At 60.3% G+C, this 21,302-nt stretch carries 10 protein-coding genes; 6 read left to right on the top strand and 4 right to left on the bottom strand.

All coding sequences use genetic code 11. The annotated features are described in order from the left end of the window. Positions 1-16 precede the first annotated feature (16 nt). Positions 17-1,198, bottom strand: coding sequence for an ADP-forming succinate--CoA ligase subunit beta (sucC, locus tag HHJ06_RS07255; protein WP_215428685.1), 1,182 nt, complete (start codon positions 1,196-1,198; stop codon positions 17-19). A 202-nt stretch (positions 1,199-1,400) separates the two neighbouring features. Between sucC and hisD the strand changes: the two genes are divergently transcribed. The 5 genes from hisD to HHJ06_RS07230 all read left to right on the top strand — a co-directional run bounded on the left by hisD (position 1,401) and on the right by HHJ06_RS07230 (position 7,814). Next, on the top strand, positions 1,401-2,699 hold the full coding sequence (gene hisD / locus HHJ06_RS07250) for a histidinol dehydrogenase (protein WP_215428684.1): 1,299 nt from the start codon (positions 1,401-1,403) through the stop codon (positions 2,697-2,699). 27 nt (positions 2,700-2,726) lie between these two features. Beyond that, positions 2,727-3,371, top strand: coding sequence for a TetR/AcrR family transcriptional regulator (locus HHJ06_RS07245; protein ID WP_215428683.1), 645 nt, complete (start codon positions 2,727-2,729; stop codon positions 3,369-3,371). A 26-nt stretch (positions 3,372-3,397) separates the two neighbouring features. After that, positions 3,398-4,294, top strand: coding sequence for a bile acid:sodium symporter family protein (locus tag HHJ06_RS07240; protein ID WP_215428682.1), 897 nt, complete (start codon positions 3,398-3,400; stop codon positions 4,292-4,294). Positions 4,295-4,494: 200 nt separating this feature from the next. Further along, entirely contained in the window at positions 4,495-6,144 is a 1,650-nt protein-coding gene (locus tag HHJ06_RS07235) for a tetratricopeptide repeat protein (protein WP_215428681.1), read from the top strand. A 77-nt stretch (positions 6,145-6,221) separates the two neighbouring features. After that, entirely contained in the window at positions 6,222-7,814 is a 1,593-nt protein-coding gene (locus tag HHJ06_RS07230; RefSeq protein WP_215428680.1) for a hypothetical protein, read from the top strand. A 325-nt stretch (positions 7,815-8,139) separates the two neighbouring features. On the opposite strand, the gene HHJ06_RS07225 is transcribed toward HHJ06_RS07230, so the two are convergent. The 3 genes from HHJ06_RS07225 to HHJ06_RS07215 all read right to left on the bottom strand — a co-directional run bounded on the left by HHJ06_RS07225 (position 8,140) and on the right by HHJ06_RS07215 (position 12,126). Beyond that, the gene (locus HHJ06_RS07225; protein WP_102713961.1) at positions 8,140-8,454 is read right to left on the bottom strand and encodes a hypothetical protein; all 315 of its coding nucleotides are present in this window, start codon (positions 8,452-8,454) and stop codon (positions 8,140-8,142) included. 141 nt (positions 8,455-8,595) lie between these two features. Beyond that, positions 8,596-9,960, bottom strand: a complete 1,365-nt coding sequence (gene xseA, locus HHJ06_RS07220; RefSeq protein WP_215428679.1) for an exodeoxyribonuclease VII large subunit — start codon at positions 9,958-9,960, stop codon at positions 8,596-8,598. A gap of 3 nt (positions 9,961-9,963) precedes the next feature. After that, positions 9,964-12,126, bottom strand: a complete 2,163-nt coding sequence (locus HHJ06_RS07215; protein WP_215428678.1) for an AMP-binding protein — start codon at positions 12,124-12,126, stop codon at positions 9,964-9,966. 623 nt (positions 12,127-12,749) lie between these two features. Here HHJ06_RS07215 and HHJ06_RS07210 point away from each other — a divergent pair. Continuing rightward, positions 12,750-21,302 (top strand): autotransporter-associated beta strand repeat-containing protein (locus tag HHJ06_RS07210; protein ID WP_215428677.1); only part of this gene is annotated, 8,553 nt, incomplete at its 3' end.

The raw sequence follows: 21,302 nt of genomic DNA, 5'->3' as shown, positions 1-21,302 counted from the left end.
TAATAAATAGTGAGGGTTATTTGACTGCTGCCACCGCTTTCTGGGCGGCTTCGTCCAGGTTGTCGGCAGGGATGATGGCAATGCCGCTGTCTGCGAGGATTTTCTTGCCGATTTCCACGTTGGTGCCTTCCAGGCGGACGACGAGCGGGATTTTCATGTCGATGTTTTTCGCCGCGGCCACAATGCCCTGGGCGATGACGTCACAGCGCATGATACCGCCGAAGATGTTGACCAGAAGAGCCTTCACATTCTTGTCGCTGGTGAGGATGCGGAACGCGTTGGTTACCATTTCCTCCGTGGCGGAACCGCCTACGTCCAGGAAGTTGGCGGGCTCCCCGCCGTAGTATTTGATGATGTCCATGGTTGCCATGGCCAGGCCGGCGCCGTTCACCATGCAGCCGATGTTGCCGTCCAGGCCGATGTAGTTCAGGTCATACTTGCCGGCTTCCACTTCACGGGGGTCTTCTTCCGTTTCATCCCGCATTTCCATGATTTCCGGGTGGCGGTACAGGGCGTTGTCGTCAAAGTTGAATTTGGCGTCCAGCGCGCATACGCGGTCATCCGTGGTGACCACGAGGGGGTTGATTTCCACCAGGGAGCAGTCCAGGGCGGTGAAGAGCTTGTAAACGTTGGTGATGAGCTTGGTGGCCTGGCGGAGCAGGGGGCCGGTCAGGCCCAGGGCCACGGCGATCTTGAGAGCCTGGAAGGGCAGGATGCCCAGGGCCGGGTCAATGTGTTCGCGGATGATGGCTTCCGGCCGGGTGGCGGCCACTTCTTCAATGTCCATGCCGCCTTCCGTACTGGCTACGATGACGGGGCATTCACGGGCGCGGTCCTGGAGAATGGCGAAGTAGCATTCCTTTTTCAGGTCCACGGCTTCCGCCACCATGATCTTGCTGACCAGCTTGCCGGTTTCCCCGGTCTGCTTGGTAACCAGAACCTGGTTGAGCATCTTGCCGGCCACATCTTCCACTTCCTCCACGGAGTCAACGACGTGCACGCCGCCCTTGAAACCGTTTTTGAAGGTGCCTTTGCCACGGCCGCCAGCGTGTACCTGTGCCTTAACTACGTATTGGGAGACGCCCATGTCCCGGGCTATTTGTGCTGCTTCCTGGGCGGTAGCGGCGGCGATGCCCTTGGGGGTAGCCACGCCAAAGCGCTCAAAGAGTTGTTTTGCTTGATATTCGTGAATGTTCATGACAGTGGGCCGTTCGGCCAAATGTTTGCGAAAGAAAGGCTATGCCTGTTTTTTGTGCCGGTCAAGGGAGAATGGTTTGGTCTTTTGATTTTTTGTCCGGGGGATTCATGGAGCGCCTTTGGAAATCAAAGAAGACAGAAGGCTTGACTGCATGCTTAAAGATTGTGAAACTTTCCTCTCATTTTTCCGTATTATATCTTTTATGAAAATTTACCGTCCTTCCGACACCTGTTTTGACGAGATGAAAAGCCGGATGAACCGCCGCGCCCTCCCGGAGGATTCCGTAAGGGATACCGTGAACGCTATTATCCGGGACGTTTCCGCGCGCGGGGACGAGGCCCTTTTTGATTACGCCGCCAGGTTTGACAAGGTGGAGCTGGACCCTTCCTCCCTGTTTGTGACGGAAGAAGAGCTGGCGGAGGCGGAAGCCGCGGTGGAGGATTCCGTGAAGGAGGCCATTGCCGCCTCCCTGGCCAACATCCATTATTTTTCAGACCGCAGCCGCAGGCAGGACTGGTCCGGCGTGAACGCCCAGGGGGTGGAGGTGGCGGAGCGCTTCCTGCCGTATGACCGCGTGGGCATTTATATTCCCGGCGGAAAGGCTCCCCTGGTGTCCACGTCCATCATGACGGGCGGTTTTGCCCAGGCCGCCGGCGTGCGGGAGATTGTGGCCGCTACGCCCTGCGGGCCGGACGGACGGGTGAATCCCGCTCTTTTATACGCATTGAAGGCTTCCGGCGCTACGGAGATTATTAAAGCAGGCGGTGCCCAGGCGATCGCCGCCCTGGCGCTGGGGACGGAGAGCGTGAAGCCGGTGGAGAAGATTTTCGGCCCCGGCAACCGTTTTGTAGTAGAGGCCAAGCGCCAGCTGGTGGGAGCCGTCGCTATTGACTTGCTGCCCGGCCCCAGTGAAGTGATGGTGCTGGCGGATGATACCGCGGATGCGGAGTTTCTGGCTGCCGATCTTCTGGCGCAGGGGGAACACGGCCCGGACAGCGTGGTGGTGTTTGTCACCACGTCGGAAACGCTGCTGGAGCAGGTAGAGGCGGAGGTGGAACGCCAGGCCGCCCTGCTGAGCCGCGGAGCAATTATCCGGGAGGTGCTGGACAAGCACGCTTACGGTTTTCTGGTCTCTTCCATCCGGGAGGGCGTGGATCTGGTGAACGCCTTTGCCCCGGAGCACCTGGTGCTCGTCACGCGGGATGAAGACGCCGTGCTGGACGGCATCCGCACGGCGGGCGCCATTTACACCGGCGCTCTTTCCACAGTGGCCTGCGGGGATTTTCTGGCAGGGCCCAGCCATACGCTGCCCACCGGAGGGGCCGGCAAGTCCTTTTCCGGCCTGCGGGCGGACCAGTTTCAGCGGCGCACCAGCGTGGTGCGGATGAACCGGGATTCCGTGCTTAAATCAGCCCCGTATGTGGCGGAGTTCGCCAGGGTGGAGGGGCTGGACGCCCACAACCACTCCCTCCAGGTCCGCGCCGCGCGCGTTGACCGGTAATCCAGACTTTCCCCACCTACTCCCCCCATGAAACAACAGCAAGGAACCAAGGAACGATTGCTGGATGCGGCGGAGTGCCTGTTTGCCGAGCACGGCTATACGGGCACTTCCATGCGCATGATTTCCCAGCAGGCCTCCGTCAACATCGCCTCAGCCAATTATTATTTCGGCGGCAAGGAGGGGCTTTGGAAGGCGGTCATGATGAAGTATGCGCCGCAGGCGCGGGATTTCCGGATTTCCATGATGGATGACGCCATGGAAAAAGGCACGGTGCGGGCGCTGGCCCATGCCTATGTTTACCCTTCCTTCCACGGCCTTCTGCATGTGAAGCTGGAAGACCTGGGCAATTTTCCCCATTACCTGCGCCTGCTGGGCATCTGCCATGTGCAGACTCCGGAGATAGCAGTGGAGTATATCAAGGAGGTGTATTCCCCCATCCGCCGCCGGCTGCATGACTGCATCCGCACCATGTTTCCGGACGCTTCCACGTACCAGATTTTCTGGACGGTGCTGGCTATTGAAAGCATCATGATCGGCCTGCTGACCCGTTTGCGGATGATTATGGAGCTGATGGAGAACAACCGGGTCCCCAAAGGCAGCGTGCAGGATTTGTTTGAACTGATTGTCCGCCAGGTGGACGGCCTGATCCATTTGTGCGGAAAACCCGCGTAACCGTTTCACTGCCGTCCGCATTCCACATGTTCAAGTCCCTCATCCGCACGTTTGCCATTGTAGTGGCTTTTATTGCGGGGTACATGATGCCCGGCCTGCACGTGTATGGCTGGACGTTCAAGTGGATGCTGATCGTCATGCTGTTTGTGACGTTCCTGGGCATCCGCTTCAAGCGGATGAAGCCGGAGCGGACGCACTGGCTTCTGGTGGGGGCCAACCTGCTCGTGGCCGTGGCGGCCTGGGGCGTATGCCGCCTCGTTTTTGGGGACGGGTATCTGGCGGAGGCCGCCTTCTTCGTGGGCATCATGCCCACGGCCACGGCGGCTCCGGTAGTAATGGGGCTGCTGGGAGGCAGCGTGGAGTTCATGCTGACCGCCCTCCTGCTGGCCAATGGCGTCATTTGCGCCCTGCTTCCTTTCATCCTTCCGGCGGTCGTGGGGCAGGGGGGCTTTGAGATTTACCTGAACGTGGCCGAGAATATTTCCCTGGTGATGCTGCTGCCGCTGGTCCTGGCCCTGGCGGCGCGGCGTTTTTATCCGCGGGCCATTGCGTGGCCGCGGAAGCTGAAGGACGTCACTTTTGGCATCTGGGTGGTGATTCTGGTGCTGATCGCGGCGAACGCTTCTTATGACATTTCCTCCCGTGACGGCATTTCGGAACGCGTGCTGGAGCAGATCGGCGCGGTTTCCCTGCTGATCTGCGGGCTCAACTTCGGGCTGGGGCATTTGCTGGGGGGGCGCACGCGCGCCGCGGAGGGCAGCCAGGCCCTGGGGCAGAAGAATACAACGCTGTCCATTTATCTGGCGCTGACGTATGCCAGCCCCATTGCCGCGCTGGGACCCACGTTTTACGTGCTGTGGCATAATTTATGGAATGCCTGGCAGTTGTACCGGGCATCCGAACGGAGGCGCAGGAACGGCTGACCGGAATCGCCGCTGCCTTTTCCGGAAGTGGAAGCCGGAGAGCGGCAGCTTCTCCTGCTCCGGATGGCTGACAGGGAACGGCTGACGGAGGTTTTCCTGCTGCCTTCATGAAGGGCGCAGGAGCTCCTTCCATGCAAAAAGCTTGAAATTCAGAGCGCTCCCGGTAACGTTATGCACTTGTTATGCAGGTCTCTTCTCCTTTGAAACCCCTGTCCCCGCGCACCAAGTGGCTGATTGCCCTGTGCTTGTGCGTGCTCGTGATGCTGCTGGAGTTCCTGACGTACCACATGGCGTACCGCATAGGCCATGATGAAGGGATGCTGGCTACCCCTGCGGTAGTGGTGCAGAAGAGTGATGAAAAGGCCATGCAGAATTTATCCCGTTTCATGGCGGACGTGTTTGCTTCCCGTGAAAGCCTGGCCGGCATTCTGGACAACCGGGATGAACGCCTGGCATGGATCAGGGATCCGGAACTGCGCACGGAGACGGCCTGGGGCCTTACCCGTGAACTGATCAGCCGGGACGGCGTGGACCGCGCGCTGCCCACGGCCAGGGAACTGATTGACGCTGGCTACGCCGCGGGGCGTTACGGCACATGGGCGCCCCGTGCGGATGCCGTGGCGCAGGCCCTTCTGTCAGTGCACCGGTATTCTCCGGCTTATGATTATTTGAAAACGGCTGTGGAAGGGTATGAAAAGGAGGGAATGGCCGCGGAACTGGTGAAGGCCCTCCAGACCATGAGCTCCATTGACCAGATGCTGAACAGGAATGATGAGGCGAATACCCTGCTTCAGCGCGCCGTGGATGCCGCCGCCCATCTGGGGCCGGACGCCCTTCCGGTCAGGTCCAGGCTGATGGCCGCCCAGGGCAGGCTGGCCCGCACCACGGGGCGCATTCCGGAATCCCGCGCGTATTTCAAGAAGGCCCTGGCCCTGTGTCCCCAGCCGGACAAGACGACCGGTGACCTGGCCCTGGCGAGCATCAGCATGGGGGAGGCCATGCTGGAAGCCGGCAGGAAGGAAGAGGCGCGGGAATTGTTTTTAAAGGGCCTTTCCGGTTCGGAAAACGCCCCCTACCTGTTGAATGACTGCCTCAACGCCCTGCGCGGCCTGGCGCGCATTTCCACGGAACAGGGGAATTATGAGGAAGCGCTGGCTTATCTTTACCAGGCGGAAGGCGCCGCCCGCGGCGTGCTGCCGGCGGACCATGCATTCTGGGCCGGGCTGTACGACCAGAGGGGGTGGGTCAACATCATGCGCAAGGCCGCTCCGGAGGCTCGCTCTGATTTTCAGAAAGCTATCAATAACAGCGCCTCTTCCCCCGTCATTTCCGCCCAGTCCCGGGAAGGGCTGGGCAAGGCGTGGCTGGATGCCGGTGAGGGAGACAAGGCCAGGGAAAACCTGAAAAAGGCCCTTGAGCTTCGGGAATCCCATTTTGCCTCTGACACTCTGTCCCTGGGCCGCGTTTATTATTCGCTGGGCCTTGCCAGCGATATGTCCGGGGACCGGGAAAGCGCCCTGCACGCTTACGCCGGAGCGGTGGATTCCCTGCTGAAATGCGGAGAAGGGCCGGAGCGCCAGAGCCTGCTGGTCCAGTCCTACTTATGCAAGGCGTACGCCCTGTGCGACGGGGAGCAGTGGAAAGAAGCCGTGGAAGCCTTTGAAGCGGTGCTCCCCATGCTGGAAGGGGAACAGCGGTCGGAAAATTACAAGCAGCTGGGCCGTTGCTATGATGAGTTGGGCATGAAAGAGAAAGGGGATGCCTGCTGGAAGGAATCCGGCTTCCCCCGCGTGCGCATGGAGTCTCCGGGACGGAGGCCATCCGGAAGCTCCAGGTCTTCCCGGCGTTAGCTTTCACTGATTCCCGTAAGACGTTGGGAGATGTTTATTTTGCTTGATTTGTGCCGTCTTTTTGGCTCAATGCCTGCATGAGTTCCGAGCGCCATTTTTCCAACAAACCCTACCGTCCCTCACGTAAAAAAAAGTCTTACTGGAAGCCCGTTCTCTTTCTGGTGGTGCTGGGGGGCCTCTGGTTCGGATACATCCAGTACTGGCCCACGATTGAAGGATGGTTCAAACCGACCATTCATGAGGTGCACAGCCAGACCCAGGCCATGGGGCACTTGCAGGGCATGCTGGCCTCCTGGAACGGCTCTGATGCGGAGCTGGCGCAGCTGGCCGCCTCCGTGGACAAGCAGGTGGAATGGATGAACTCCCCGGAAGCGCGGGATTCCTTTACGTGGCTCCTGGCGGTGGAAATGGACAGGCGCGGCATGCTGAAGGAGTCCGAACCCATGCTGGCATCCCTGCTGGAAAAGAAGCTGGCCGATTCCGCCTCCATGACGGCGGAGGACAGGGGGCGCCTTCTGGGCGTGAGCCTGAACTGGGCGCGGGAGTTTGCCGCCCGCAAGCATGACGCCACGGCGGAAAAGCTTTATGAGGTGATTCTGAAGAATACGCCGGAGGACCAGGTTTCCATCCGTCTGGCATGCCTGGAACCGCTGGCCCATTACGCGTATGACCAAGCCAAATTTGAGCGTTTTTCCTCCTTGTGCCAGCAGGCCGTTTCTCCCGTGATGAGGAGCAGGCTGAAGAAGCCGGAGGATGTGAAGAGCATGGTGAAAATACTCCTGCTCCAGGATACCCTGCCGGACAAGGCCACGGGCCAGCCCGGCACCACGGGGAGCGTCATCGCCCGGGAACTGCTCACCAAATTCCGGCTTACCGCCAGCCCGGACATGGGACGCATCATCCTGAATGAGCTGAATATGCCGCTCAATGCGCGCCGGAAGTATTCCCAGGCGGAGCTGAAGGCCATGGCTGACCAGCTGGAAGCCGCCTTGATTTGCTTCCGCGCCGCGGAGACGGAGATGGACTGCACGCCGGAGACCATGCTGGCCCTGGCGAGGGTCAGAATGCAGATGGGGGATTTAAAGGAGGCCAGCCTCCTGCTTTCCCGTGCGGAAGGAACCGCCATGACGCTGGGCGTGGATGCGCCGCGCATTCTCAGCGGCTCCAGCCTGAGCCAGGACATTGCCGCCCTGCGTACCCAGCTTGAAAAATACGGACAGGCGGAGGCCCTGGTGAAACGCGCTTATGAGGATGTGAACGTTGCCGCGGCTTTCCTGAAGGCGCGGGATTATGACCAGGCCATGAAATATCTGGACCAGGCCATGAAGGTGGCTCGTGAAAACACGACGTTTGTCCAGGCCCTCCAGCCCGTCATCCTGAACCTTCAGGCGGAGATAAGCGCCGGCAGGGAACAGTGGGCCCTCTCGGAAGCGCAGTATGGAAAGCTGGTGGAAGAGTGGGACGCGTTGAGCGCGGAAGACCAGGCCAGGCTCCAGAGCAATCTGGCCTCCATCCAGTCACAGGAGCTTTACAAGAAAATCCACCGGAACTGGGCGAATGTGTGCCTTAAGCAGAACAGGACCACGGAAGCGCGCAGGGTACTGGCCAAAATAGGGGAAGCTCCGGCTGAAGAACCGGAAAAGCCCGCCTCCCGCCGGCGCCGCAGATAACAGAACTTCCGTTACCCTCACCGGAAAGGAATGTCCAGAGGCAAAGATGGAAATTCCCGCATATGGCGCGGAAGCTGCCCCCTACCTGTAAGACGTTCCGGCAACAGGCATTCCCGCATTCTCCACCGCAGAGGAAGGGGAGAACGTCCCCTAGGGTGATGCTTCCGTCTTTTCCTTGCGGCGGATGCCCATAGGGGCCGCTCACCGGGAGCAGGGGCGGTATTATTGCCGGAATAGAAGCATGAGCCGCATTTTACCGAATGTAATTTTTCCGGTATAATTCAGCAAAGGCATTGAAGCCGGGAAACAGCTTCAATGAGTTTCCCTAGCCGCGGACTTTGGCTTTTTGAAGAGTCCTCTTTCCGTGGATCATTTTTTCACGGCGGTCCGCAGCGGACTGCCGGCGTGAGCGCACTGTATATTTTGCGAAAATTTGGCTAACCGTAAGGTTGCCCTGCTCAAAAAGGTTGAAAATGTTATCTCTCACTCTCATCGCTTCCTGAAGCGCCGCGTCAGCGCCCCCGTATTGAGAATCGGAGAAATAACGAGTGAACAAACGCTTGTTCTTACAGATAGCCAACCGATAGCCCTGGAAGGCTGTTGTTTCGTAAGTGTAACGGGTGATGTTTTTACAAGGCATATGTACAGAAGTTATGGGACCGGGTAATAGGAGCAGTGACAGGCTTCTATTAGGATAGGTCTCACTTCCTGTAAAATCCAGAAAAAACACAATTTGTTAGATTGAGTGCAAAGAATGCGATTCTAGGCGTTTGTGGACAGTTTATTGTGATGTGTCATCCTTGACAAAAAAACAACCGTCGGAGACACGGACTTTTAATTTTTCCCCGGGCTGGACCTGGCTCGTTTGGCGAATCAGCTGTTTTTGCCCGTTTTCCACCAGGGCGTACCCCCGGCGCAGCGTTTGCTCCGGGCTGTGGGCATTCACCCGGGCTTGAAGAAGAGCCAGTTGTGAAGCAAACTCAGCCATGCGCGCGGCGGCGGCATGGGCCAATCCTGCCCGGAGGGAATCTAGGAGCTGCATGCGTTCCCGGTTGCGGTGCGCCGGGTGGCGCATTTGCAACTGGTGTTCCAGTTGATTGATATGGAGTGTGTTCTGGAAAATGCGCGTGGCGGAGGCATTCAGCAGGGTCTCCTCCATGTCGTCCAGGCGCTGGGCATAGGGGGAAAGCAGGGAATCCGCATCCAGCAGTTTTCCGCGCAGGTAAACATCCAGTTTCAGCTTGGAGCGCAACAGGGAATGCCGGGCGGAGGCGTGCAGGGCCTGCTCCATCCTGGACAGTTTCCGGAGCCATTCGGGGCCGTCCGGCGTAGCCAGTTCCGCCGCGGCGGTGGGGGTGGGCGCGCGCAGGTCCGCCACAAAATCCGCAATGGTGAAATCCGTATCATGCCCCACGGCGGAAATCACGGGAACGGTGCATTCGTAAATCGCGCGCGCTACCGTTTCCTCATTGAAATTCCACAAGTCCTCAATGGAGCCGCCGCCGCGGCCCACAATAAGCACGTCCACGGGGGGCAGGCCGTTGAGGGCCGCGCGGGACCAGGCGCGGACCGCCGCGGCTATCTCATGCTCCGCTCCGGCCCCCTGCACGCGCACGGGCAGCAGATAGGCCTTCACCCAGGGGGCGCGGCGTTCCAGCACATGGCGTATGTCCTGGATGACGGCTCCGGTGGGGGAGGTGATGATGCCGATGGCGCGCGGGAAGGCGGGGATGCCTTTTTTACGCTCCGCGTCAAACAATCCTTCCCGCTGGAGTTTTTCCTTCAATTCCAGGAAACGGGCCTGCAAGTCCCCCTGTCCGGCTGCCTTCACCTGCCTGATGACCAGTTGAAGCTGCCCCCTGTCCGGATACACGGTGGCGCTCCCCAGCACATGGACCTTCATCCCTTCCTGGAGCCGTACGGGGCATTTGGAGGCCGCCGCCTTGAAGAAGGCGCAGAAGATTTCCGCCCCCTGTTCCTTCAGGGTGAAGTAAACGTGGCCGCTGGTGTGGTGCTTCACGTTGCTGAGTTCCCCCACCACCCATTGGGTGCCCACGGCAATGCTCACCGTATCCCTCAGGCGGTAGACAAGCTGTTTAACCGTGATGGGCCTGGGGGCTGCGGGCGTTTCCTCCGGGAATTCCATAAATTATGGTTCAAAGGGGATGTTCAGCGCTTCATAAGCCAGCATCCTGCATTGCTTGATGTCCAGCTTGCCGGACGGCAGCACCGGAATGCGCTCCACGGGAATAATCTCCTTGGGGCACCACAGGGCCGGAAGCCCCTGGTCAATCAGGCCGTGCCTGATCAGGGTGCGCGCCTGGTGCACGTAGTCCGTCACCAGCGTGGTGAGCAGGGCCACGGCCTCCCCCTTCACGGGGTCCGGAATGGTGACGACGGCTATGCGCCGTTCCTCGTCCGCCGGGTCCAGATTCCAGATGTTCATGATGGCGGCCTCCAGCGCTTCATGGGGAACCATCTCCCCGCCTATCTTGGAAAAGCGGGAAATGCGGCCTTCAATCTTCAGGAAGCCGAATTCGTCCGCGGAACCTATGTCCCCGGTTTTCAGCCATCCGTCCACGAAAATGTCCCGGTCCGCTTCAGGCCCTCCCAGGTAGCCGGGGAAAATATTCGGCCCTTTCAGCCAGATCATGCCGGACGTGGTGACAGGCACCACGCGGCCCGTATGAGGGCTGGTGATGCGTATGGCTATGCCCGGCAGCAGGGCTCCCACGGAACCTTTCTTCATGCCGGGAATGAAGTCTCCGGCGGCGTTGGAGGGAGCCGGGTCAATGAAATTGACGGAGCAGACGGGGGAGGCCTCCGTCAGGCCGTAGCCTTCACACGGAATGGTGCCGAATTTCTCCCGGAAAGCGGCGGAAAGATCGTCCGGCAGCTTCTCCGCGCCCACAATCAGGTAGCGCACGGTTTTAAAGGTATCCGGCTCGCACCGTTTCATGAAGCCGCGCAGGAAGGTGGGCGTGGTGACCACCAGGCTGATGCCGTACTGCTTGATCAGCGCGCCCAGGCGCTTGGCTTCCAGCGGGGAGGGGTAGGTAACCATGTCATACCCGCCGATCATGGGGTACCACAGGCCGATGGTGATGCCGAAGCAGTGGAACACGGGCAGGCTCCCCAGGAACCTGCTCTGCGGCGCGAGCGTGATGCGGGAGGAGCACTGGGAGATGTTGGAAAGCAGGTTGTGGTGGGTCAGCGGCACGCCCTTGGGTTCTCCGGAGGAGCCGGAGGTGAACATCAGCACGGCCTCGTCCGCGCCCGTGGGCGCGTCCAGCCCCAGCTTCCTGATCATGAACCCGGCGGTCAGGAACTTCATGGCCAGGCCCCAGCGTTTGGCGGAACTCTTGAGCAGGGGAATTTCCCTTTCCATGAAGATCAGGTCCCGCTGGGGGGGCCATGGGAAATTCTGAAGCTTGCGCATGAACGTGTCCGCCGTGATGAACCAGTCCACGCCGGACTGTTTTACGGAACTGGCAAAAGCACCTTCCGAGGCTGAATAATTGAAATTCACCGGCGTTTTCCCGGCGAACAGGCAGCCCAGGTTGGCAATGGCCGCGCCCTTGCCGGGCGGCAGGATGATGCCCACCCGGCGGTTGGAGGTGATCTTTTTCAGCCGCTTGGCAAAGGCCACGGAAATGGCCAGCAATTGGCCGTAGGTCAGCGTAGTGTCGTCAATGCCGTCAATGACCCGGCAGTCCGAATGCTGCTTGAGGCTGCGGAACAGCAGGGCGGACAGGGAGCCGTGAAGCTGGGGCAGCGTGGCGTAAGCCTGGGCGGAACATTCCAGCCAGGCGGAGGTCAGGCGCGGCGCCATTTCAGCGCCGGGGGCCAGCTTGGGGAGAATATGGATCTGGATATCCGCCTGGACGTCCGTATCCGCCTCCGCATCCAGCACGGAGCTGGTGTAAAAGCCCACGTAAACCGGTACGGGGGAAATGTGGAGCGCTTCCAGGGCCTTGATGACCCGCGGGGGAATCTGGCTGATGGAGCCCTTGATGTGCGCCACCGGGCCGGGAAGGAACACCACGCGCCTTCCTGCGTTAATGCGCTCCATGATGGCGGCACGCAGGGCGATAGGATCGCTGGAGCCCGCCTGGAACAGGATGCCGTCCGCCCTGGTGGATTCCAGATGGGCGGCGATGGATGTGTCCGGGGGCAGGCCTTCTTCCACCAGGTAGGTGATGCGCTCCCTGCCCAGTTCCTTTTCGAGCATAAGCAGGGTTTTGTGGGATGCCTTGTTGAAAATCAGCAGGTCGCCGGAGTCGGATAGATTGGAGGAACCGAAGATGGCCATGAGAAAAATAGGTGGGGAAACTCGCTCCATTCATGATAGCAATTCGAGGTGCGGAGGGCAAGTAGGAAAGGCGCCCTCATTCCGGTTCCCGGCATCCATGAATAGCGGAAAAATACAGCCGCAGCGGGAGCATGTTTTTTATGGGAAGGATATTGTTTTTCATGGAACGTGCCGGAGGGCTCCCTGGGAACCCCGGAAGCGGCTCCTGCCGCAGAACCCGCCCGGACCAGTCAGTTGGCGCCCCCAGCCACTTCTGGAAAAGCCGGAATGATGGAAAGGAAAAGGAACCTGATGCCGGAAAAAAACATCCATGAACCAAGGCGGATTTGAAATCCGGACGGGGCGGGAATGCTGTGCGGCCGGCAGCCGGAAAGGACGATAAGGCATTCACGGGAATATACTTTCCGATGCGTTAAATGGGATTTATTACCGAATTGCATGGATTGATTGGAGGGACAAACCAAAATAATTGGAAGAAAGGAAAACAAGGTAAAGCTTTGAAAACCCCACTTCCAGATTGACACCGGATTTCAAATCCGATATTTCATTCATCTAATAGCATGTCTCATTTCTGCTAAAAGACCACGTCTTTCTCAATATATTTATAATTAATTGTTTTCTTTATGAAGCTGCATTTACCCCTCAAGTTGTTGTCCGCTCTTCTTGCCTGTTGCGCCGTTCTGTCGGCATCCGTTCATGCGGAGCCCCTCACCATTACGGCCAACCAGACTTTTGATACGGACGTTACCTGGAATGAGACCACGACGATTGGGGCGGATAACCTGACACTGACCATTGAGGCCGGAAAGACCGTCACCCAGGCGGAAGGGGCATTCAACATCGGAAACAACAGCCTGACCCTTACCGGCGGCGGCGTGTTCAAGATTGAAACGGCGGCTACCGTGAAAGTGGGGAGCGGCACCGTATCCAAAACCCTGACGATCGACAACGCCACGCTGGATTTGAGCTCTCCGGGAGCCAGTCTCAGCCCGGCAGGGGACAATTATACGCGCTACAGGGTGACCGTCACCAACGGCGGCGTGCTGCGCGTGGGGGAATATACGTATGACGGCGCGGGGCTGGGCTCCATGGCCGTCAACACGGATTACTGGACCTTGAACAACGGGCGCCTGGAGATTACCAAGGCAACTGACGGAACCTTCGGGAACGGCCTGACGGTAGCGGCAGGCGGCGGCACCGTGGAGGTGGTGAATGCCGCCAGCACCATGACGATTACCGCGGACGCTTCTCATTATATCCAGCTGAACGGCGCCCTGACCATTACCGGGGCAGGGAACATGACCACGGGCAATGACAATGCATTCCGCGGAACCGGGCGCCTGGTCAAGGACGGTTCCGGAATGCTGACCCTGGCCAACACCTCCTCCTTCACGGGCGGCGTGGAGTTGAAGGGGGGCACCCTCATTGTCAGCAATGCCTCCGGAATGGGGACCAACAAGAACCTGTCCGTGACGGGGAATGCGTCCATCGGCGGCATTTCCGCGGGCTACCAGGGGCTTTCCCTTGCCTCCGGCGTGAGCCTGGACGTCTCCGCCGTAGACAATAATGCCGGGCTCACCATGGCCTCCGGCGTCTTGTCCCTGGCGGGGCAGAATACAATGACCGGCAACCTGAACCTGGGCGCAGCCGTGCAGATTGACGCCACCCACATGACGGTGAACGGCAATCCCCTGCTGGCCCTGAACGGCGCGCTGACGGTCAACGGAAGCCTGCTGCTGGCGAACAGTGACGGCGTAAGCTGGAGCGCAGGCACGTACAATCTGATCAATGCCACGGGCGGCATCACCGGGGATTTGGCCAATACCATTCTGCTGGGGACCGAATACATCGGCAACTGGAGCACGACGGACAATGTCCTGAAATTTGTCGTGGAGCAGGTTACGTCCCTGACCTGGACAGGCGGCGGAGACAATACGTGGACAGTGGGAGGAACGGGGAATTCCCCCTGGAATGCGGGGTTGCCCTTTGCCAACGGCAACGGAGTCGTTTTTGGGGACGTGGCCGGCAATGCGCCGCAGACCGTAAACATCTCCGGACAGGTTGATCCGGGCCTGATCGTCGTCAATGCGGAGACGACCAACTACACGTGGACGGGGACCGGCTCCCTTGCGGGAAGCTCCAAGCTCCAGAAGACCGGCGCCGGAACCTTGTCCATCGCCACGGACAACGCCGGTTTTTCCGGAGAAGTTCTGCTGGGCGGCGGCACGGTGGAAATGCAGCATGCCGGAGCCCTGGGCACCGGTAACATCATCTTTAATGGAGGCGCGCTCAAGTACGGCGCGGGCATGACGGCGGACATTTCCGGCCAGATCAAGACGGATGCTCTGGCTTCCAACTCCATTCTGGTGGACACGAACGGGAATGCCGTAACATGGGCCTCCCTGCCCGGATGGGCGGGTACCATCACCCGCACGGGGAACGGCAGCCTGCTGCTGGCGGCCGGCACTTACGGGGGTAAATTGACCAACAGCGGATCCGGTTCCCTGGTCATTGGAGCGGGGAATTCCACCTTGAACGGAGGAATCAACGGCACCGTCACCAAGACGGGGACCGGAACCTTGACGTTAAGCCTCAATTCCTTCAATGCTTCAGGAGGAGGAACGCTGGTGGTGGAACAGGGGACCGTGCAGCTTGCGGACAATGCCGGAACGTGGAGCTCCAACCTGAACATTACGCTGGGGGAAAATACCGTAATGGATGTAGTCGGTGCTTCGAACAAGGTGACGGGCACCGGAACCCTTACCATGGGGAACGGCTCCACGCTGCATGTAAGGAACGGCAATGGAAACGGCGCGAATTTCGACATGAAAATCGTTCTGGATGCCGCGGGCGGATATGTCTCCATCGGGGGCGCTATTTATGGAGACAACACTGCTGTTTCATCCACGCTCACCGGAACGGGCGGTCTCAAGATCGTTTCCGATGCCGGGGCAAACGGCTGGAGTTTTAAAACGGGCTGGGTGAAGAATTCCTATGACGGCGACACGGAAATAGCCGGAACCGGCAACCTGATCAAGCTGACGTACAATATCGGGGACGCTTCCGTCGTTTCCGGTCAGACCCTGACCCCGTGGGGGCAGGGCAACGTAACACTGGGCGGCAATGGAAAAGACGTTACCGTGACGTTCAGCAACCTGAATTCCAATACGGTGACGGGCGGCGTCTCCCTGGCCGGGGATATCACCCTGAAAGGGACGAATGCGGCTACGAAGCTGAGCATCTTTAACGGAGCCACCGTAAACGTGAACCTCAACGGCAAGGTGTCCGTGGAAACGTCCGGGACTGGAACGGCGACCATCTTGAGCGGGGACAGCCTCCAGATGCTCGGCGGCCTGGGTGGAACGGGAACGCTGGCAGTCACTACCCGCAACAATGCCGGAGCGCTGACGCTGGGCGGGGATGTATCCGGATTTTCCGGAACGCTGAACCTTGCCGGAGCAAACCTTTACCTGAATGCGGATACGGCGCTGACCGGAACGCTGAACGCCTCCACCGCCAAGGTGACGGCGCTGCGGAAGCAGAACGTGACCGGAACGTTGAACGCCGCCTCACTGGCGGTTGAAGGGAACGCCCTGAGCGCTGACGGAGCAGCGCTCACGGTGAGCAGCCTGGCCCTGGGCGCGGATGCGGGCGTAAGCCTGGACATCAACGGGAATATCACCGCGGGAACTTATACCCTGGTTTCCTGGGACAACCTGACGGCCGGAAACTTTGCGGATGCGGGGACGATGACCCTGACCGGCACGCTGGCCAGCCTGTACCAGGGGACCTTTAACGTGAACACCGGGGACAAGACGGTGACCGTCTCCGTCAGCATGGCGGACGGCGTGGTGGTCTGGGACGGCAATCCGATCGGCGCCGTGGACAACACAACGACCTACCTGTTTGACGGAACGCACACGGGAGTGGCTTCCCTGACGGGGGACATGAATGCCAAGGCCATCTATTTCAACAACGGAGTGGGGCAGGATCTGGAGCTGACCAACAACGGAGGCAAGCTTTCCGGAAACGGCGCCATGACCAAGCTGGGGGAAGGCAAGGTGACCTTCAACAGCTCCAATAACGATTATTCCGGCGCGGTGAACATCAAGGAAGGAACCGTTGCCGTGAAGGCGAACATGGCCCTGGGGACCGGAACGGTGACCGTGGACAGGACGGGGCGCCTGGAAATCGGCGTAACGGGCGGAATTGCGGATATCCTGGGAGCCACCATGCCCACGATTAACGGAGGCACGATCGCCTTTGTCTCCGGCGGGGCCAACACGCTGGGGACCAATCTGGCCAACGGCTCCGGCATTAATCTGGAGGTGGCGGGAGCCGGAACGGCCCTGACGGTTTCCGCGGCCCAGACGAAAACCGCGCTGACCACGGTGGGCGAGGGCGCAGTCCTGAACCTTGGCAAGAACGGGGGCGGAGGAGAATCCATCCTTTACGGGAGCCTGATGGTGAACGGCGGCACGCTGAATACCACGGCGGGCGACCCGTTCGGCTACAACAATAACGGGAACTTCAGCACGCTGACCGTGAACAACGGCACCTGGAATATTACCGGCGGCAATACGACGATGGCCAACACCAGGATGGTGTTCAACAACAGCCGGGTGGTTTTAAACCTTACCGGCGCTGAAAACGGCTTTGATCTGTTCAGCGGCACCAATTATATCATCACGCAGCAGTCGGCAACCGGAATGAGTTCTTTCTCCGTAGCGGAGGGAGGCCCCACCGGCGGCACTATTAATGCCATGACTCTGCGCGGCGGCACTGCCATCTTTGACATTGCCCGGGGCAATTTCACGCTGGATGATGTTAATACGTCTGATTTGAAACTGGACCTGGTCGTTGCCACGGAACAGAACGGCACCAACCTGACCAAGCAAGGGAACGGCATACTGGAACTGACGAAGGCTAACACGTATACGGGCCAGACGCAGATCAAGGAAGGAACGGTCCTGCTGACGGGAGCCGGAACGCTTGGAACGGGAGCAGTCACGCTCGGCGGCAATGGGGACGCCTACCTCACGTATGCGGTGACCGGGGACCGGACGGTAGCCAACGCCATCAGCGGCAACGGAACCATCACGCAAAAGGGAGCGGGCAACGTCACGCTTAGCGGGGCCAACACCTACACGGGAGCGACGAACGTGGAAGCCGGAACACTCACGGCGGGAAGCGCCACGGCATTTGGCACCAGCACGGTTTCCATCTCCTCCGGAGCCACGCTGGACATCGGCAACTACGCGGTCAATAACGCAGTCAATGTAAAAGCCGGCACGGCGGACGCGCTCTCCACGGGGGCCATCACCAGCAACGGCGGTTCCATCGGCAGCCTCACGCTTGGAAGCTACTCGCGCCTCAACGTCACCGGAGACATGGCGATGGCCGCAGGCTCCGCCTTCACCTTTGACATGACGGGACTGACGGCGGGAGGAAACGCCCTGGTAACGCTCACCGGAGGACTGACGCTCACCGGAACGCACAACGTCACCCTGAACAACTACGACACGCTCACCGACGCGGGAGACTACTCCCTGCTCACGGTGGGAAGCGGAACCCTCACGCTGGGCTCCTTCAACATCGGGGACCTCATCAATGACGCCCATCCGGAACTGACCTACACGCTGGGCCTCTCCGCGGACGGCAAAACGCTGCAGCTCAAGATCGAATCCTCCGCGGACATGCTCACCTGGAACGGAACGGCGGACGCCGGAACCTGGAGCGCGGCCGACGTGAGCAACTGGACCTACGGCGGAAGCGGCTCCGCGCCGGCGACCACGGACGGGCAGCCCCTGCTCTTTGACAACACGGCGGCCAACAAAACCGTCACCATCACGGGAGACGTAGCCCCGTCCTCCATCGTCGTCAGCAACAGCGGCGCGGACAACACCTACATCTTCCAGGGAGACGGGCACATCACGGGCGCCACCACCATCCTGACCAAGAGGGGGGACGGCACCCTTCAAATCCGCAATACAAACACCTACGGGGGCTCCACGTCCCTGGAAGGGGGCATTGTGGACATCAACGCGGACGGAGCGCTGGGAACGGGTTCCATCATCTTTGGCGGCGGCACCCTGCAAGCCTCCGGAAACGTGACGCTCACGCAAACCATGGTGCAGAAAAACGCCGGAGACGCCGTCAAGCTGGCCGCCTCCGGAACCGGCACCACCCTGACGGTAGATACCGCCGGGCAGAGCAGCTACCTTCCCCTCAACTGGAACATCTCCGGGAATGGTGCCGTGGCACTGGAAAACATCGCCAACACCACCATCCTCTCCGGAACCGTAACGGTAGCCAGCGGCGCTACTCTCAACCTCTCTGGAGGCAATGAAATCGCCCTCTCCGGCGTACTCAAAAACATCAGCGGCACGCTCGCCAAAACGGACGGAGGCTCCCTGCTCATCAAGGCGGCCAACGGCAATGACGCGCTCAACGGCACGCTCTCCAACGCCGGAGGCAGCATCGTTCTCTCCGGCTACGGAGCGGCCACGGCCAACCGAACCATCACGGTCAACGGCACGCTGAATGCCGACCTGATTGACGTCACCTACGGCGTTACGCTGGACTTGAAGAAAGACCTTGATATCGCTACGCTGCAGATCGGCGGCGGCACAATGGGAAGCAACACGCAGGCCTCCGCGGTCAACGTCAATACGGGCGTCACGCTTACCAGCGCCAGCGTCAAGCTGGGCGGGGCCAACGGCCAGGGAGCGCTCGCCGGCAACCTTAACATCAACGGCGGAACGGCCGTGCTGGGCGGCATCAGCCTGGAAAACGACTCCAACTCCGGCATTACGCTGACCGGCAACGGAACGCTCACGCTGGGCGGGGACATCACCGGCGCTTCCGGAACCCTTACGCTGGGTGAAGGGACGCTCAACTCCTCCGCAGCCTGGTCAACCTCTGCCGGAGTAGCGCTTAACGCCGCTTCCGGCAAGACCGCCACCGTGGATACCACGGGCGGGGACATCACCCTCAACGGAGCTATTACCGGTTCCGGCAGTCTTCTGAAGACCGGTACGGGCACACTCACGCTCGGCAACGCCAGCGCGGGTTATACGGGCACTGTCACGCTCAACTCCGGCACGCTTGCCCTCACGGCGGACGGCTACAAGGGAGCGCTTAACATCACCGGAGGCGCCCTCACGGGAGGAAACAACCACAAGGGAGCCAAAAACGTCACCGTCAACGCGGCTTCCGGTGTCACCTCCATTTCTCTGGGCGGCCTCTCCGGCTCCTCGCTTAAAACCATCAGCGTCACGGAAGCCGGAACGGTCATCAGCGGCATCAGCGGCGCGGCCAGCCTGGATAGCGCCGGCCTTGTCGTAGGCGTAGGCAATGTCTCCAAGACCCAGGACCTGGCCGGAAGCACTTCCATGATTCAGTTTGACGCGGACGGAACGCAGCTGGAAATTGAAACGCTCACCCTCACCCTCTCCGCCGACCTCATCAACGCCATGCAGGGCTGGGGAGCGGGGGACCGCACCGCGTGGCTCAACCTCACCAACGGAGCTCTGGGCTACGGCACGGCCACCTTCAACCCGCTGCTGGAAACCCTCGGCTTTGCCGTCACGGGCATCAACGGAGGCTCCATCGGCATCACGGGCGACGCCACGCAAATCTACGCCGTGGGCAGCGAAGACAAAACCGTCTCCAGCAACTCGGAACTGGACCCGTACCGCGCGGTCATTGTGGACGGCAACCTGGCCCTCAACCTCCCGGGCGTGGACGATACGGCTGACGGCCTCACCATCAACAACCTCTCCGGAGCGGCCTCCGGCGTCATCAACATCACCAGCACGAACGACAAGACGGCCTCCGTCATCCTGAACAACGAACTGCTGGGAACCGATCCCAATACGTCCGGCCCCGATACGAAGTACTCCGGAACCATCAATGGCGGCACGGCCAACATCACCAAGGCGGGAGAAGGCTCCCTGGAACTTGCCGGAGCCCTGAACACCAGCGGGACGCTGGAAATGCAGGACGGCGGCCTTACGCTCTCCGGAACGGCGGACGTAGGCTCCATCAAGCTCAACTCCACCAACGCCGGTGACCTCTCTTCCCTGGACATCACCGGAAAGACACAAGCGGGAACGCTCACGGATGAAGGCAACGGAGGCAACCTCACCGTCGGGAAGAACGGAACGCTCACACTCACGGGAGCAGGTTCCGAACTCTCCAACAGCACGGTCTCCGGAGCCGGGGTGCTTCAGGTGGCGGACAATGCCTCCCTGTCGCTCAACGGTACCTCCAAACTCGACGGCGTGCAGGTGGACCTGGACGGCAACGGAACGCTGGAACTCGCCAACGCGGCCAACACCATCTCCGGCCTGACGGGAAGCGGCGCGCTGAACAACGGCTCCGCGCTGGAAATCACCGCCGCCGGGAATGCCCTGTATGAAGGCGCGCTCAGCGGAGAAGGCAGCATCACCATGAACGGCACGGGCACGCAGACCCTGAAGGGGAACGGTGCGATCGGCCAGGTCCTCAACGTCACCAAAGGGACGCTGGAATTGATGGGAGCGGAAGGCGGCAACGGCTCGGTCACCTACAAGAGCCTCACGGCGGGAAGCGGCGCCCATGTGCGCCTCAGCCCGGTAGGGGAAGGAACCGGAGCAGTCAACACGACGCTCACCGTTGCCAACGGACTCAACCTGCAAAACTCCCATCTGGAACTGGTTATCAATACCAACCGGGACGACCTCTTCTCCAGCCCCGTCATCACGGTGCAGGCAGGAGACGTCAACCTGAATGGCACCACCGTTTCCCTGGGAAGCCTGGGAGACTATGACGACCCGGCGGACCCGACGGCCAACCTCAACTTCACGCTCGTGGACGCGACGGGAGCCGGAACGGTCACCGCGGACGGAGCCACCATCGACCCCTCGGGTTACTTCGACTTCTATTATCAGGAATTCGGCATCCGGGCAGAAGGCGGCAAAATCGTCGTCACGGGCATGGTCAAGACGGATAACGCCTTCCTGGATGCGGCCAACACGGCCAACTCGCAAGCCGGAGCCAACCTCCTCTGGAACAACCGCGGCAACGCGCCGAAAGGCACGCAGCTCGGCGACCTGAGGGAAGCCGTCAGAAACGACATTCAATCCGGTAACAGCTCCCGGGCGGCCCGTTCCATGGCCGCCGCCGCAGGCAGC

Source organism: Akkermansia muciniphila (genome assembly GCF_018709685.1).
Lineage (GTDB): Bacteria > Verrucomicrobiota > Verrucomicrobiia > Verrucomicrobiales > Akkermansiaceae > Akkermansia > Akkermansia muciniphila_E.
The sequence above is the reverse complement of the archived record's forward strand: the minus strand, read 5'-3'. Positions and strand labels throughout refer to the sequence as shown.